This window comes from Aeromicrobium sp. HA (genome assembly GCF_027171405.1).
Lineage (GTDB): Bacteria > Actinomycetota > Actinomycetes > Propionibacteriales > Nocardioidaceae > Aeromicrobium > Aeromicrobium tamlense.
This window is the reverse complement of the sequence record NZ_CP114372.1, coordinates 1,716,613-1,731,388: the sequence shown is the minus strand read 5'-3', so window position 1 is coordinate 1,731,388 and position 14,776 is coordinate 1,716,613. Positions and strand designations below refer to the sequence as shown.

Genomic DNA, 14,776 nt, shown 5'->3' with positions numbered 1-14,776 from the left:
CCTACGCTGTGTTCGTGACCGGTTCCCCCACCTCGAAGCCGCTCCTGGCGATGCTGCACCTGCGCACCTCGCGACCCGCAGCACCTGACTTCCAGGTCGCCCTCGATGCGCTCAACGCGCCCACCGTCCGGGTGGCCGAGCAGCTGGGCTGGGAGGTCGTCCCCGTGGCGTCGGCCGAGGTCGACCGCTCGGTCACCGCCGCACTGGTCGCGCGGGCCGACGCCGTGGTCGTGATGGGCGGCGAGGACGTCGACCCGGCGCTCTACGGCGGCCCCAGCACGTACCCCGGCTCCGGCCACCACGAGCCGCTGGCCGACCTCGCTCACCTCGACGCCGTGCGCGCCTGCATCGAGACCGGCACTCCCCTGCTGGGCATCTGCCGCGGGCTGCAGATCATGAACGTCGCGCTGGGCGGCACTCTCGTCCAGCACCTCCCCACCAGCGCGGGGCACCGCGCCACCGGCGACGACCACTTCGTCCGCAACCGCGTGACCGTCACGGACGCGTCGCTCGCCACCGTCGTGGACGCCCGCGAGGACGTCCGCTGCACCCACCACCAGGCGGTCGACCGGCTCGGCGACGGCCTGGTGGTCGCCGCCCTCGCCGCGGACGCCGTCGTCGAGGCCGTCGTGCACGAGACGGCGCCCCTCACCGGCGTGCAGTGGCACCCGGAGCACCCGCAGACCGCCGACGCCCAGCTGGCGCCGCTGCTCCTGCGCCTCGCGTCGCAGCTCGACGACGGCTCGCTGACTACGGTCGCCTGAGGCGCGCCCGGTCGGCGGCGAACCCGGCCACGTCGCGCACGGTCGACTCCAGAGCGGCCGGCAGCCAGTGCCGGAAGATGACGTCGGCGCCGTGCACGAGCCCGATGTTGACGCGAGCCGCCACGTCGACGCCCGCCCGCGCCAGCCTTCGCGCGAAGGCGATGCCCTCGTCGCGCAGCGGGTCGAGCTCGTTGACCGCGACCACGAACGGCGGCAGTCCGCGCAGCTCGTCCTCGGAGGCGAAGTACGGCCACGCGATGGGGTCCTCGGCATGCTCGCCGGTGGGGTCGTAGGCCCGCACCAGCAGCGCCATGCCGCCGTTCTCGATGAAGTACCCGTCGTTCTCGACGAGCGACGGGAGCTCGGTGAGGCGGCGCTCGTGGTCCCAGGCGTAGCCGCCGCTGATGTACGGGATGCTCGCGTAGACGCCGTCGATGGCGTCGAGGCGGCCGCGTCGCTTCGCCAGCAGCGTCGTGGCGATCGCGAGGTTGCCTCCTCCCGACTCGCCCTGCACGACGACGCCGGACAGGCCCAGCGACTCCCGGTGCTCGTCGACCCACAGCACGGCCGCGAGGCAGTCCTCGACCCCGGACGGGAAGGGGTGGTGTCCCTCGGCGGTCCAGGCGTTGCGGAAGTCCACCATCACCACGACGGAGCCGGCGGCCGCGAGATCCGTGCACCAGCGGCGGTGGACGCGGTTGTCGGTGGTGAGGATCGTCATGCCGCCGCCGTGCGTGTAGACCAGGCCGGGCAGCACGCCCTCCACCCCGGCGGGCCGGAAGACGTGCAGCGTGATCTCGTTGCCGTCGACCCCGAGGATCGTCTCGGTCGAGATCTCGACGTCGTCGCGGTCCGTGGGCAGGTCCAGGGCGATGGAGTCGTAGACGGCCTGGAAGCCGTCGTGGGACGCGCCCACGGCGGCCAGGACGGTCGGCAGGTCGTCGCTCGCCGAGACCGGCGGTGCAGCGGCCACCTCGTCCAGGCCGAAGGTCGCGAGCGCCTCGACCATGGCGGGCGAGAAGCGCGGGTCCGTCCGCGGACCGCTGGACTCGTCGCCGAGGCGGCCGGGAGGGGTGTAGGTGGAGCGTTCGGGGGTCACGGTCATGGCGGGCACCTTTGTGGCGTGGGTCACGTTTGGATCGGATCCTAGGACCGACAATGCAACATGACAACCCCTTTGTTACATCTGGGCGGTGAGTCCTCAACCTCACCCCGGGGTGGAGCGGTGAGTCCTCAACCTCAACGGACCCGTCAGAGGTTGAGGAGGCACCGGACCGCCGCGGGAGGGGTTGACCACTCACCGCTCGAGCAGCGGTCCCGGAGGTCGAGCGGGCGGAGTCACGGCCGGAGCAGGGCCTCCAGCACGCGCTGTGCCGCCTCGGGTGCGGGCGGTGCGCCCGTGATCGTCGGCAGGTAGACGTAGGACTCCACGAGCCGCACGCACGCGTAGGCCAGGTCGTGGGCCGGCACCGAGTCGGTGGTGCGACCCTCCGCGACGTCGACCTCGACGTATGCGCGGACGGCGTCGACGAAGCGTGCGTGGAAGCCGTAGTCGGCCGTGGTCATCACCCGCATGAGGAACGCGTTGTTCTCCTCGTTGAAGCGACGGACCTCGGGCCAGGAGAACATCGCGCGCAGGAACCCGCCCAGCACGAGCGGGACCCGCGGGCCGGGCACGTCGCGGGCCGCCTCCCACTCCTGGCGCATCGTCAGCTCGGTCAGCTGCCAGGTCACGTCGACCAGCATCTGCTCCTTGGTGCCCACCCAGCGGTAGAGCGTCACCCGGTTCACACCGAGCTCGGCCGCCATCCGGCCGAGGTCGAGTCCCTCGCCGTTCAGGTAGGCCCGGCGGCCGAGCCGGTACGCATCAGCCTTCGTCGGTCGCGCCCGCGGACCCTCGGCGTCCTCGCGTCCCTTCATGCCCCGCACCCTAGCGGCGCGACGCGCACCCTGAGCGCAGGCGGCCGGGACCCTGAGCACGACTCGGGGTGCGGTCAGGGGTTCGTCCGGGGACGGGCCCGATGTGCCGGGAGGCCTCGCGGCACGACGCTGGGCCTCATGATCACAGTCGATTCCCTCTCGAAGTCCTACGGCGGTCACACCGCCGTGGACGACGTGTCCTTCACGGCCCGTCCCGGCCGTGTCACGGGCTTCCTCGGCCCCAACGGCGCCGGCAAGTCCACGACGATGCGAGTGATGGTGGGGCTCACCCCGCCGTCCAGTGGCGACGTCCACGTCCTCGGTCGCCGGTTCAGCGACCTCCCCGACCCGGGACGCGAGGTCGGCGTCCTGCTCGACGCCTCCGCCCAGCACGCGGGCCGCACCGGTCGCGAGATCCTCACGATCGCCGCCATGACCATGGGCCTGCCCCGCACCCGCGTCGACGAGATGCTCCAGCGCGTCAGCCTGACGCCCGTCGAGGCCGGCCGTCGCGTCCGCAACTACTCCCTCGGCATGCGTCAGCGCCTCGGCATCGCCACCGCGCTGCTGGGCGACCCCGAGGTGCTGATCCTCGACGAGCCCGCCAACGGCCTCGACCCGGCCGGCATCCGCTGGATGCGCGACCTGCTCCGCGGCTTCGCGGACGACGGCGGCACGGTGCTGCTCTCGTCCCACCTGCTGCACGAGATCGAGGTCATCGCCGACGACCTCGTCGTCATCGGCAACGGGCGGATCGTCGCGCAGGGCTCGAAGGAGGAGCTGCTGGCCAGCGCGGGCACCCTGGTCCGCGCCGCCGACGGCGCCGCGCTGGCGGCCGCGCTGCAGACGGCCGGCATCGCGGCTCGGCCCACCACCGAGGGAGCGGTGCTCGCGGAGTCCGACCTGACCAGCGTCGGGAACGCGGCCTTCGCGGCCGGCATCCCCGTCCTGGAGCTGCGGGCCGCCGACGGCGCCCGCCTGGAGGAGATGTTCCTCTCCCTGACCGCGGAGACCCAGCGCGACCGCGTCCAGCATCGTTCCGAAGGAGCAGCAGCATGAGCACCACCATCACCCCCGCCGCGGCCGGCGTGGCCGCGAGCCGCCCGGCGCGCCCGGTCCCCGCCCGGACGCCGTTCGCCCGGATCCTGCGCGTCGAGCTGCGCAAGATGTTCGACACGCGCTCGGGCTTCTGGCTCATGGCCAGCGTCGTCCTGCTGTCGATCGTCGCCACCGTCGCGACGCTGATCTTCGTGGACAGCGAGAACCTGTCGTACGAGCACTTCGCGAGCGCCGTCGGCTTCCCGATGACGGTCATCCTGCCGATGATCGCGATCCTCGCGGTCTCCAGCGAGTGGAGCCAGCGCACCGCGCTGACGACGTTCACGCTCGTCCCCCATCGTGGGCGCGTCCTGACGGCGAAGGCCCTCATGACGGTCGTCATCGGCGTCGTCTCGATGCTCATCGCGGGCGCGGCCGGCGTCGTCGGCAACCTCGTCGGCTCCGCGATCGCTGGCGTCGACCCGGTGTGGGACGTCTCGATCCGCGAGTTCTCCCAGATCGTCCTTGCGAACGAGATCGGGATGCTGATGGGCCTGATGCTGGGCATCGTCCTGCGGAACTCCCCCGGCGCGATCGTCGCGTACTTCGTGTACTCGCTCGTGCTGCCCGGCGCCTCGAGCGCCCTGGCCAGCACGCAGCAGTGGTGGGCCGAGCACGGCCCGTGGCTCGACCTCAACTGGGCCACGATGCAGCTCTTCGACAACAAGCTGACCGGAGAGATGTGGGCCCAGCTCGGCACCTCGGCCCTGCTGTGGCTGGTGGTCCCGCTGGCCCTGGGGACGCGGGCGCTGCTGCGCTCCGAGGTGAAGTGAGTCGCTGAGGCGAGGGCCCCGGGTGTCCGCCCGGGGCCCTTCCCGGGGCTCAGATCAGCTCCATCACGGGTCCTTCGTGGACGGCCCGATAGATCACGTTGCGCATCGCATTGGCCTGGTCCGAGGTGAGGGTGCGGTCGATGGGGCGGAGCACGATGCGCAGCAGCAGATTGACCTGGCCGCCCCGGGTGCCGAGCCGAGCGCGTGCCGGCCCGGTCAGCTCCTCGTGCGTCGTGCGACCGAGGACGTCGATGGACTCGACGACGTCCGCGTCGTCGCCCAGCGCGATCCGGATGCGGTCGCCCAGCGTCTCCTCGTCCTCCTCCGCACCGACCACCACCGAGATGTCGCGCCGCGTCGCCGGCAGCAGCGAGACGTGCTGCCACGGCGCCAGGGTCCGCATCTGGGCGGCGATGCGCGGATCCTCCGCCCGGAGGTAGCGAATGTCGGGGATGCCCTTGCGCAGCATCAGCGCCCGCTCCAACCCCATGCCGAGCGCCAGACCGGACCACCGGCCCGGGTCGAGACCGGAGCCGCGCAGCATCTCGGGATGGATGCGTCCGCACTCGGCGAGCTCGAGCCATGCGCCCTCGTGCAGGACGTCGATCTGCCGGCCGCCCACCGTGTAGGGGTGCGAGGCGTCGGTCGTCCTCCACGCGGCGCCCGGGAGCACCGTCTCGACGACGCGGCTGATCATGCTGAGCATGTCCTCATCGCTCGTGGCAGGCGTGCTGCGGATGCGCCAGAGATCGACCTGGTGCGGTTCTCCCACGTGGCTGCGGTCCACGGCGTCACGCCGGTAGACGAGGCCCGGCGCCACGATCAGCTCGTCGACCTCACGACGTCCCGCGTACTCCTCGAGGGCGGCGGGCAGCTCAGCGCTCGTGTGGCTGCGGAGCATCACCGTGGGACTGACGTAGCGGGTGTAGCGACGGGCGCGGGTGACGTCGTCGTGGTGGTAGCCCAGGCGGTCGTAGTTCTCGCGGACGGGCACGATCGGCGAGTGACGTACGTGGCGGACGGAGGCACCCCACGCGGACTCCAGCGCATCCACGACGGATGCGAGGAGAGTCTGCATGACGTGCTCACCTTGAGCGGGATCGGTGAGGTCGCGCAGGTTCAGTGCGCGGCAGAGCTGGTCAGGGGTGAGGTGGTCGGCGTGCGACATGAGGAGGTCTCCAAAAGGTTGCAGGTGGTCGAAGGAGCGGAGCTTCCCCCCGGCCGTGCCTGCGGAGACCTGCGGCGCTACGAGCGCGCGTCGACGACCCCGCGGCCTTCACCCGGCCGGGGGTCGCGAAATCGCTGATGCCTGTGCACGACGCCAGCCTACCGGGGTGCCCGGTGCCGCAGCGCCCACCGCAGCGGCACGTACGCGAGCAGCATCACGACCGCCGTGCCGGCCGACAGCAGCACGCGGTGGTCGGCGTACAGGAGCCCGGCGATCGCTCCGCCGGCCAGCGCCGCGACGCCCTGGTAGGCGGCGAACACGCCGTAGGCGGTGGCCAGGCGCTCCCGCGGCACCAGGTCGGCCACGAGCGCCTTGACGGTGGAGTCCTGCAGACCGGTCGCGGCACCCCACAGCACGATGCCCACCAGCGCGAGCCCGAGCCCGTCGAGGAAGACCAGGGCCGGCACCGGCGCGACGACGAGCGGCAGCACCATCAGCGTGCCGCCGCCCCACCGGTCGAAGGCCACGCCGGCGACGAGGGCGGCCAGTGCGGACGCGGCCATGGCACCGGCGTAGACGACCGGCACCGCCGCCGTCCTCACGAGGTCCTGCTCGGCGAGGTGGTAGCCGAACAGGCCGAAGGTCAGCAGGCCCGCCGTCGTGATCGCGATCGCGAGGGCGAAGGCGTGGAACCGCGCGGGCAGTCGCTCGCCGTCGCCCAGGGCCGGCACCGGCACCTCCTCCAGGCCGGGGGTCGCGAGACGACGCCGCAGCACCGCCAGGATCAGCAGCGCGATGACGCCGGGGATCGCCAGCACCGCGAGCCCGGCCTGGACGCTCCACACGGCGGCGACGCCGGCCACCACGAGAGGCCCCGCGAACGCCCCGACCTGATCGAGTGCCTTGTGCACGCCGAAGCCCTTGCCGCGGCCCACGGACTGCGCGGCCGAGGCGAGCAGCACCGACTTCGACGGGCTCCGCAGGGCCTTGCCCGTGCGCTCGGCGAGGATCAGCAGCGTCGCGACGGCGAGGCCGGCCGAGCCCAACTCGGGTGCGACGGCCAGCAGCGGCACGCACACCGCGGTCAGGCCGTAGCCGATCCCGGTGAGCAGCCAGTGCCGCTGCGTGCGGTCGGCGACCCGGCCCGCCACGAGGCGCAGCACGAGCGCCGCCGCCTCGCCAGCACCGGTGATCAGACCGACGGTCGCGGCCGAGGCGCCGAGCTCGCCGAGGTAGGGGCCCGCGATCGACCGCATCCCCTCGTAGACCATGTCGGCGAAGAGGCTGACCAGGCCGAACGCGAACACGCCGCGCCACGGCGACCAGGTCCTGGCGGGGGTCGACACCCTCCGAGGGTCCCAGAGGTCGAGCCCCACCCGTGCCTCAGGGCAGGCCGAGCAGCGCGGCGACCTCGCGGTCGCTGACGGCTGTGAAGTCGCGGTACCAGTGCCCGACCGCGGCGAAATGGAGCGGCATGTGGAGCACGACCACCTCGTCGGCCTCGATCAGGACGTCAGCGACCCCCGTCGGTGCCACGGGCGACGCGACGACCACGCGGATCGCGCCCCGCACCCGCGCCACCCGGCACGCGACCCGCACCGTCGCTCCCGTGGCGATCCCGTCGTCCACGAGCAGGGCGGTACGCCCGGTGAGGTCCAGCGGCTCCCGGGCGGAACGGAGGCGCCGGACACGCTCGTCCAGCGCCTCCCGCTCCCGCCGCTCCACCTCGCGCACCTGCTGCTCGGTCGTGCCCTCGTAGGCGACCAGCGCCTCGTCCAGCACTTCGCTCCCGCCCTCGCCGATCGCGCCCATGGCCAGCTCGGCATGGAACGGGAAGCCGAGCTTGCGCACCACGACCACGTCGAGCGGTGCGTCCAGCGCGCGGGCGACCTCGAACGCGACCGGCACACCGCCGCGCGGCAGTCCGAGCACGACGAGCTCCGGCCCCCGCAGGTGCCGCACCAGCGGGACCAGTCGACGTCCGGCGTCGGTCCGGTCGGCGAACCGCGGGGAGGCGCGCGACCACATGCTCGTCCTCAGAGCGGCGAGTGGACGAACGGCAGGAACCTCGACACCCAGTCGATCCGGTCGTCCAGCCAGCCGAGCAGTCCGAGTGAGCTGGTGATGGACGCCGGCGGGTCCGAGACGAGGGTGTCAGCGCGCAGCAGCCGCTCGAAGTCCAGCTCCACCGGGTCGGCGCGCGGGTGGCCCTTCCGGTCGAAGAAGGCGACGCCCGCCGAGCGGAGCACCGAGACGACCTCCTGCGCGAGGATGCCGTAGCCGATCGTCGTCGGGTGGACGCCGTCGAGGGAGAACAGACCACCCTCGGTGCGTCCGTCGGGGCCCGAGCGGAAGAACCGAGTGGTCGGCACCGGGTTCAGCCGCCTCAGCGCCGGCGGGAGCTCGTACGGCTCCCACCACGCCGGACGGGCCCACGGGCTGGCGACGTAGCGGCGGGTCGCGAGCCGGTCGAGCAGGCCGCCCATGTCGAACAGGTGCCAGTCGAGGCCGGACTCCCGGGCGGCCCGGACCGACGCGATGATCGTCTCGTTGTAGGCGTCGATCGCCGAGTCGATCGCGCGGACCTCGTCCTCGACGAGGTGCGGGTCGTGCCGCGGGTCGAAGTCCTCGTCGGTCACCCACGGCCGTGTGTAGAACGGGAAGTACCGCGAGTCCGGGCGCACCTTCTGGTGCGTGCCGCGGGCGATCGGCGCGATCGTCACCGACGGGACCGTCGCCACCACGACGTGCTGGGCGGGGATCCTGCGCAGTCGCGCGACGAGGTCGGCCCAGTCGGCCTCGAACGCGCTCGGTCGCCAGATCGTGCAGCCCGCCCGGGCGTCACGTCGCTGAGCGAGCGTCAGCTCGGCGTAGCCCTCGGGCGTCCACACGGTCTCGAGCGAGACGATGGAGCCCAGCGCGTTGTTGGACCCCAGGACGACCACGAGCGTCTCGATCCCCTCGTCCACCGCGAGGTCCTCGATCGCGTCGAGGACGGTGCGCCGCGGGTCGTCGCCGGCGGCGCGGCGCAGGACGGGCCACGCCGCTCGCGCGTGGTGGTGCTCGACCAGCTGGCCGAGGAAGTCGTCCGTCGTCGGCGCCGCGAGCGTCCGCTCGATGCGGGCCTCGGTCGTCACCAAGGGGTCCAGGACGTCCCAGCCGTAGACGGCCATGTTGTGGAACGGGGCGCCCCGGCCGGGCGGACGGGAGCCGGTCCCGCGCTCCCAGAAGTCCTCGATGCTGTCCATGTGGTCGCGCAGCCACGGCGCCGCGCGGAGGCTCTCGAGCAGGTCCAGGCGGCTGCCGAACCGGCGGTCGAACTCCCGCGCCAGCCGTTCGAGGTCGACCGGGAGGCCACCGGGCCCGGTGGGCCACTCATAGGTCGGGTACGTGAACTCCTGCGCCGACAGACCGAGCTCGTAGGCCACCATGGCGGGCCACGACAGGTCGGTCCGGTGGATCGCACCGCTCATGAACCCGTGCGTGAGCGAGTCTCCCACCGTGACCAGGCGGTGGCGCGCCTGCCGCGCCGGAGCGGCGGCCGTGACCGAGACACCGAGCGTCGTGTCGGTCTCGGGACGTCGCGGCTCACTGCGGATCTCCACCTCACGCGGAGTCGCCTGCCGAGCCCGCATCGTCCTCACCCTCTCGACGAGAGTCAGCCTCGTCGGACGTGGAACCGCAGCGCTTCCTCCACGACGTCGAACGCATCGGCTGTCGTGATGTGGCGGCTCTCGGGCGTGTAGCCCGCGCACAGCACGCCTCGTCGCACGGCCCGCCTGGCCGACTCGAGAGAGGTGTCGCTGCGGCCAGCCACGATCTCGGCCAGCTCGTCGACGTCCACCAGGTCAAGGGTGGGAAGCCCGCCGTCGGGAGCGCATGCAGACATCAGGAGCGCCATCTCGTCGGCGCCGCGGGGCTCCCGCGCGGGCTTGGCAGGAGGGCGCGCGGGCACCCATCTCCTCGCCACCGCCTCACCTGCGGCGCGGCTCCAGTACCTCATCCGGTTCGGCAAATGCATGGTCACGACCCCCTCCGCACCGCTGTCGCCCACTGCGGTGCCGATGAACCCAGCCTAGAGAGTTCCTGCCGTCCCACAACTGGGGCGCCGATCCATCGTCGTGCGGATCGGGCGTGCCTCCTCAGACATGACGAAAGCCCCGGTCTCCCGGGGCTTTCCGTTGTCGGGCTGACAGGATTTGAACCTGCGACCCCCTGACCCCCAGTCAGGTGCGCTACCAAGCTGCGCTACAGCCCGTGACAACCTGCAAGAGTCTACCGTAGGTCCTCCCGAGGTCGTCAGGGGCCCAGCCGGGCACCAGAATGGGCCCATGGCCGTCATCGAGAACTCCAAGGTCGCCATCGTCGGAGCCGGCAGCGTGGGCACCGCGATCGCCTACGCCTGCCTCATCCGCGGGTCCGCGCGCACCATCGCGCTGTACGACGTGAACCGGCCGAAGGTCGAGGCAGAGGTGCTCGACCTCCAGCACGGCGCCCTCTTCACGGGCAGCAGCCAGATCATCGGCGGAGCCGACCCGGAGGTGGTCGCGGGCGCGCATCTCGTCGTCATCACGGCGGGTGCGAAGCAGGATCCCGGGCAGACCCGGATCGACCTCGCCGGCACGAACGTGAGGATCCTCGAGCAGATGCTGCCGGTCCTCATGGAGCACGCGCCGAACGCGGTCTACGTGCTCGTCACGAACCCCTGTGATGTGCTGACGGTCGCCGCGCAGCAGATCACCGGCCTTCCCGAGGAGCGCGTGATGGCGTCCGGCACCGTGCTCGACACGTCACGGCTGCGCCAGCTGCTGGCCACCCGCGCCGGCGTCGCCCCGAACAGCGTGCACGCCGACATCGTGGGCGAGCACGGGGACACCGAGTTCGCGCTGTGGTCGCAGGCGCGCATCGGACCCGTGCCGATCCTGGACTGGGCGCCCTCCCCCACGGCCTCGGACCAGAGCCCGTTCTCGCACCGCGAGCTCGACGAGATCACCGACCGGGTCCGCAACGCGGCCTACGCCGTGATCGAGGGCAAGGGCGCCACCAACTACGCGATCGGCGTCTCGGCGACCCGGATCATCGAGGCGGTCCTGCGCGACGAGAACGCCGTGCTGCCCGTCAGCATCGTCCACCGTGGCCACCACGGCATCGACGGCGTCGCGCTCTCGCTGCCCAGCATCGTCAATGCCAAGGGCGTCTCGCGCGTGCTCGACGTGCGGATGTCCGCCCACGAGGAGCGCCAGCTCCACTCGTCCGCCGACGCACTCCGGAAGGTCCAGCAGGACCTCGCCATCTGACCTCGACCCGTCGTGCAGTCGACCCGAAGTGGTGTCGGTGGGCGTCCCTAGGTTGGACGCATGGACCAGGTCGAGCAGCTGCTGCTGCAGAGCGCGGCGCGAGCACAGGCACGCGCCGAGCACACGCTGTGGTCGCTCGTCCTCACCTCCCACGAGTCCGCGTGTGCCGAGGTCGACGCCGAAGAGGCGCCCGAGATCGGCAAGGAGCTCGGTCGTCGCGAGGTGACCTTGCACCTCGCCCAGGCGCTGCGGATGACCGAGCACCGTGTGTGGGGCCTCGTCAACGATGCGGGCACGCTGCGCGACCGGGCGCCGCGCACGTGGATCGCGTTCGGCGACGGGTCGATCGACGCCACCCGCGCCGGACTGATCGCCACCACGGTCGACCAGCTCGAGACCACGGCGGCCGCCGAGGCGCTCGACGCCTCCGTCGTCGCCTACGCCACCACGCACACCGCCGGCGAGCTCCGGTCCTGGCTGCGACGGATGCGCGCCCGACTCGAGCCCGAGCAGGTCAGCGCCGAGGCCCAGCGCTCGGTCGAGACCCGGCGCGTCGACATCAGCCACAACGGCGACGGAACGTCCTGGCTGAGTGCGCTCCTGCCCACCCACGTCGCGATCGCGGTCGGCCACCGGCTGCGGCGTGCGGCGCAGGCACTGCCGAAGATCGACGCCGAGACGGGCGAGATCGACCGCCGCACCCGCGACCAGCGCCAGGCCGACCTCGTGGGCCACTGGCTCACGTCCTGCACCGGCACCGAGACCGACATCCGCGCCGAGATCGCCATCAGCATCGACGCCACCGACCTCCTCGGTCTCACCGATGGTCCGGGCGTCACCCGAGACGGCGAAGCGGCACTGCCGGCCGAGTGGGTCCGCGAGCTCGCCGCCTCTGAGACCACGCTTTTCCGCCGCCTCGTCCTCGATCCGCTCGGCCGGGTGCTCGACACCACCAGCCTCGGCTACCAACCGCCGGACTCCCTCCGGGCCGCCCTGCACTGGAGGGACGGCACCTGCCGGGTGGCCGGCTGCCGAGCACCGGTGGCCGAGACCGATCTCGACCACGAGCTGGCCTACGACCGGGGCGGCACCACCAGTGCCGCGAACCTGCGCTGCCTCTGTCGCAAGCACCACAACATGAAGTCGCACGGACGACTGCCCGAGAAGTTCATCGCACCCGCGGTCGAGCACCGCGAGCGGTGGCACCTGCCCGCGCCCGTCGTGGCGGAGCTCGACCTGTGGCCGGCGGTCTAGATCAGGCGAGCGTCGTCGTCGAGGTCCGTCACCGTAACGCTGAGGCCGTCGAGCTCGAGCCGGCGTTTGGCCTCCAGCGCCATGCGGCGACCCACGTCGGTGACCTCGTCGACGCGGCGGATGTCGAACACGACCCGCTGCGTCTCCGGCGGGTTCTCCACCAGGTGACGGATCAGCGACTCGGCGCTCGCGAAGAGCAGGTCGCCGCCCAGCACGTAGGTCGTGGCGTCGTCCTCCACCCGCACGTCGGCCAGCGCCGAGCGCGACGGACGGCCGGGATTCATCAGGTGCATGCCCATGTCGTCCGACAGACGGCGCATCATCTCCACGCCGCGGGCGCTGTTGCCGTGCGCGTCCAGGCCCGGCGAGAACACCGCGACGCCCACCTGGCCCGGCAGCACGCCGATGATGCCGCCGGAGACGCCGCTCTTCGCCGGGATGCCCACGGTGCTGAGCCAGTCGCCCGCCGCGTCGTACATCCCGCACGTGGCCATCACGCTGAGCACCTGCCGGGCGGTGGCCTCGGCCATCAGACGCTCCCCCGTCTCGGGCTGGACGCCACCGTTCGCCAGCGTGGCCGCCATCCGCGACAGGTCGCGCACGTCCACCGCCAGCGAGCACTGACGCACGTAGCGCTCGACCGCGTCGACCGGGTCCTCGACGACGCCGTAGGCCGCCATGAGGTGCGCGAGCGCCAGGTTGCGGTGCACGGAGCCCATCTCGGACTCGTAGACGGCCTCGTCCAGCTCCAGCTCGCGGCCGGCCAGCTTCGAGGCGAACTCGGCGAAGCGCTCGAACGAGCCCACCAGCCCGGCGGTCGCGATCGCGCCGGCGTTGATCATCGCGTTGTGGGGCCGACCGGTCTCGGAGTCCACCGATATCTCGTTGAACGCCTCACCCGAGGGCTCGACGTCGATCTTTGCGTGCACGGCGTCCCAGCCCAGGTGCTCGATCGCCACCGCGTACGCGAACGGCTTCGACATCGACTGGATCGTGAAGCGGTGCTCGGCGTCGCCCGCGCTGTGGTGCGCGTCGTCCACCGTGCTGATCGCGATCGCCGACAGGGACGGGTCGACCTTCGCCAGCTCGGGGATGTAGTCGGCGGGCTCGCCCTCGATGCCGCCGCAGGCCTGGAGGACCTCGTCGAGGTAGTCCGGGACGGGCGAGCGCATCAGCGGCGCTCGCGCTTCTTGCGCGGGCGCTGCTGCAGGTGGATTGGGCTGCCCACGAAGCCGAACTCCTCGCGCAGCCGGCGCTCGATGAAGCGCAGGTAGCCCGCCTCGAGCTTGCCCGAGGTGAACAGCACGAACGTGGGCGGAGAGGTGGACGCCTGCGTGCCGAAGAGGATCTTCGGCTGCTTGCCGCCGCGCACGGGGTGCGGGTGCTCGGCCACGAGACGCCCGAGGAACGAGTTCAGCGCGCCGGTGGACACACGGGTCTCCCAGCCCTCGAGCGCCGCGTCGAGCGCGCGCACGAGGCGGTCGATGTGCCAGCCGGTGCGGGCCGCGACGTTGATGCGCGGCGCCCACGGGATCTGCACGAGGTCGCGCTCGATCTCGCGGTCGAGGTAGAAGCGGCGCTCGTCGTCGACGAGGTCCCACTTGTTGAAGGCCAGCACGACGGCGCGGCCGGTCTCCTCGATCGTGTTGATGATGCGCAGGTCCTGCTCGGTGATCGACTCGCTCGCGTCGATCACCATGACCGCGACCTCGGCGCGCTCGATCGCGCTGGAGGTGCGCAGGCTGGCGTAGTACTCGTGGCCGCTGGCGGTCTTGACGCGCTTGCGGATGCCGGCGGTGTCGATGAAGGTCCACAGGCGCCCGCCCAGCTCGACGAGCTCGTCGACGGGGTCGACCGTGGTGCCCGAGGCGTTGTCGACGACGACGCGGTCCTCGCCCACCAGCTTGTTGAGCAGACTGGACTTGCCCACGTTGGGCTTGCCGACGATCGCCACGCGACGCGGGCCGGCGGGAGCGTCGAAGTCCTCGGGCGGTGCCTCGGGCAGGGCACTCATGATGGCGTCGAGCAGGTCGCCGCTGCCGCGGCCGTGCAGGGCGGAGACGGGGTACGGCTCGCCGAGGCCGAGGTTCCACAGTGCGGCGGCCTCGAGCTCGCTCTTCTGGTCGTCCACCTTGTTCGCCGCGAGGACGACCGGCTTGCCGGCGTCGCGGAGCAGGCGCACGACGCGGTCGTCGACGTCGGTGGCGCCCACGCGGGCGTCGACGACGAACAGGATCGCGTCGGCGACGGCGATGGCGACCTCGGCCTGGGCGGCGATCCGCTCGGCCATGCCCTTGGCGTCGGGGTCCCAGCCGCCCGTGTCCACGACGGTGAACGCGCGACCGTTCCAGACCGCGTCGTAGGGGACGCGGTCGCGAGTCACGCCGGGGACGTCCTCGACGACGGCCTCGCGGCGTCCGATGATGCGGTTGACCAAAGTCGACTTGCCGACATTGGGACGGCCGATGACGGCGAGAACGGGCTGTGTGGACACCCGCACAG

At 72.0% G+C, this 14,776-nt stretch carries 14 protein-coding genes and 1 tRNA gene; 5 read left to right on the top strand and 10 right to left on the bottom strand.

Features of this window, described 5'->3' with window-relative positions; genetic code table 11:
- Positions 1-14 precede the first annotated feature (14 nt).
- A complete protein-coding gene (locus tag O3S82_RS08475; protein WP_269306994.1) occupies positions 15-764 on the top strand; it encodes a gamma-glutamyl-gamma-aminobutyrate hydrolase family protein in 750 nt (249 codons plus the stop codon).
- Here the strand turns inward: O3S82_RS08475 and O3S82_RS08470 are convergent.
- Together O3S82_RS08470 and O3S82_RS08465 are read right to left on the bottom strand one after the other, a co-directional pair.
- Positions 751-1,869, bottom strand: a complete 1,119-nt coding sequence (locus tag O3S82_RS08470; RefSeq protein ID WP_269306992.1) for an alpha/beta hydrolase fold domain-containing protein — start codon at positions 1,867-1,869, stop codon at positions 751-753. The genes O3S82_RS08475 and O3S82_RS08470 overlap by 14 nt on opposite strands.
- Positions 1,870-2,102: 233 nt before the next feature.
- On the bottom strand, positions 2,103-2,684 hold the full coding sequence (locus O3S82_RS08465) for a QsdR family transcriptional regulator (RefSeq protein ID WP_179424420.1): 582 nt from the start codon (positions 2,682-2,684) through the stop codon (positions 2,103-2,105).
- Between the two features lie 138 nt (positions 2,685-2,822).
- Between O3S82_RS08465 and O3S82_RS08460 the strand changes: the two genes are divergently transcribed.
- Positions 2,823-3,743, top strand: a complete 921-nt coding sequence (locus O3S82_RS08460) for an ABC transporter ATP-binding protein (protein ID WP_269306988.1) — start codon at positions 2,823-2,825, stop codon at positions 3,741-3,743.
- Complete coding sequence (locus O3S82_RS08455) at positions 3,740-4,555, top strand: ABC transporter permease (protein ID WP_179424422.1); 816 nt, start codon at positions 3,740-3,742, stop codon at positions 4,553-4,555. Before O3S82_RS08460 ends, O3S82_RS08455 begins: the two co-directional genes overlap by 4 nt.
- Positions 4,556-4,604: 49 nt before the next feature.
- Here the strand turns inward: O3S82_RS08455 and srmL are convergent, their stop codons facing one another.
- The 6 genes from srmL to O3S82_RS08425 form a co-directional block, all read right to left on the bottom strand.
- Positions 4,605-5,723, bottom strand: coding sequence for a PheS-related mystery ligase SrmL (gene srmL / locus O3S82_RS08450; RefSeq protein WP_442864722.1), 1,119 nt, complete (start codon positions 5,721-5,723; stop codon positions 4,605-4,607).
- A gap of 158 nt (positions 5,724-5,881) precedes the next feature.
- Complete coding sequence (locus O3S82_RS08445; RefSeq protein ID WP_269306984.1) at positions 5,882-7,069, bottom strand: MFS transporter; 1,188 nt, start codon at positions 7,067-7,069, stop codon at positions 5,882-5,884.
- A gap of 37 nt (positions 7,070-7,106) precedes the next feature.
- Positions 7,107-7,751 carry a phosphoribosyltransferase gene (locus O3S82_RS08440; protein ID WP_269306982.1) on the bottom strand — a complete coding sequence of 215 codons (645 nt, stop codon included), beginning with the start codon at positions 7,749-7,751 and terminating at the stop codon, positions 7,107-7,109.
- Positions 7,752-7,759: 8 nt separating this feature from the next.
- Positions 7,760-9,358, bottom strand: a complete 1,599-nt coding sequence (locus tag O3S82_RS08435; protein WP_269306980.1) for a hypothetical protein — start codon at positions 9,356-9,358, stop codon at positions 7,760-7,762.
- Between the two features lie 23 nt (positions 9,359-9,381).
- Positions 9,382-9,567: a hypothetical protein gene (locus O3S82_RS08430; protein ID WP_179424426.1), complete on the bottom strand. Its 186-nt coding sequence runs from the start codon at positions 9,565-9,567 to the stop codon at positions 9,382-9,384.
- 340 nt (positions 9,568-9,907) lie between these two features.
- Positions 9,908-9,981: transfer RNA gene (locus O3S82_RS08425), tRNA-Pro, on the bottom strand.
- 73 nt (positions 9,982-10,054) lie between these two features.
- On the opposite strand from O3S82_RS08425, the gene O3S82_RS08420 reads away from it, so the two are divergent.
- Together O3S82_RS08420 and O3S82_RS08415 are read left to right on the top strand one after the other, a co-directional pair.
- On the top strand, positions 10,055-11,020 hold the full coding sequence (locus O3S82_RS08420) for an L-lactate dehydrogenase (RefSeq protein ID WP_269306978.1): 966 nt from the start codon (positions 10,055-10,057) through the stop codon (positions 11,018-11,020).
- Between the two features lie 60 nt (positions 11,021-11,080).
- Positions 11,081-12,274 carry an HNH endonuclease signature motif containing protein gene (locus O3S82_RS08415; RefSeq protein WP_269306976.1) on the top strand — a complete coding sequence of 398 codons (1,194 nt, stop codon included), beginning with the start codon at positions 11,081-11,083 and terminating at the stop codon, positions 12,272-12,274.
- Here O3S82_RS08415 and glsA read toward each other — a convergent pair.
- Entirely contained in the window at positions 12,271-13,446 is a 1,176-nt protein-coding gene (glsA, locus tag O3S82_RS08410) for a glutaminase A (protein WP_269306974.1), read from the bottom strand. The two genes, O3S82_RS08415 and glsA, sit on opposite strands and share 4 nt — an antisense overlap.
- A complete protein-coding gene (der, locus tag O3S82_RS08405) occupies positions 13,446-14,768 on the bottom strand; it encodes a ribosome biogenesis GTPase Der (RefSeq protein WP_269306973.1) in 1,323 nt (440 codons plus the stop codon). The genes glsA and der overlap by 1 nt, the downstream gene beginning before the upstream one ends.
- Positions 14,769-14,776 lie beyond the last annotated feature (8 nt).

What these genes read in the sequence shown, in the direction of transcription:
- O3S82_RS08470 (WP_269306992.1), bottom strand. Translation starts at nt 1,869, where the DNA reads ATGACCGTGACCCCCGAACGCTCCACCTACACCCCTCCCGGCCGCCTC.
- O3S82_RS08465 (WP_179424420.1), bottom strand. Translation starts at nt 2,684, where the DNA reads ATGAAGGGACGCGAGGACGCCGAGGGTCCGCGGGCGCGACCGACGAAG.
- O3S82_RS08460 (WP_269306988.1), top strand. Translation starts at nt 2,823, where the DNA reads ATGATCACAGTCGATTCCCTCTCGAAGTCCTACGGCGGTCACACCGCC.
- O3S82_RS08455 (WP_179424422.1), top strand. Translation starts at nt 3,740, where the DNA reads ATGAGCACCACCATCACCCCCGCCGCGGCCGGCGTGGCCGCGAGCCGC.
- srmL (WP_442864722.1), bottom strand. Translation starts at nt 5,723, where the DNA reads ATGTCGCACGCCGACCACCTCACCCCTGACCAGCTCTGCCGCGCACTG.
- O3S82_RS08440 (WP_269306982.1), bottom strand. Translation starts at nt 7,751, where the DNA reads ATGTGGTCGCGCGCCTCCCCGCGGTTCGCCGACCGGACCGACGCCGGA.
- O3S82_RS08435 (WP_269306980.1), bottom strand. Translation starts at nt 9,358, where the DNA reads ATGCGGGCTCGGCAGGCGACTCCGCGTGAGGTGGAGATCCGCAGTGAG.
- O3S82_RS08420 (WP_269306978.1), top strand. Translation starts at nt 10,055, where the DNA reads ATGGCCGTCATCGAGAACTCCAAGGTCGCCATCGTCGGAGCCGGCAGC.
- O3S82_RS08415 (WP_269306976.1), top strand. Translation starts at nt 11,081, where the DNA reads ATGGACCAGGTCGAGCAGCTGCTGCTGCAGAGCGCGGCGCGAGCACAG.
- glsA (WP_269306974.1), bottom strand. Translation starts at nt 13,446, where the DNA reads ATGCGCTCGCCCGTCCCGGACTACCTCGACGAGGTCCTCCAGGCCTGC.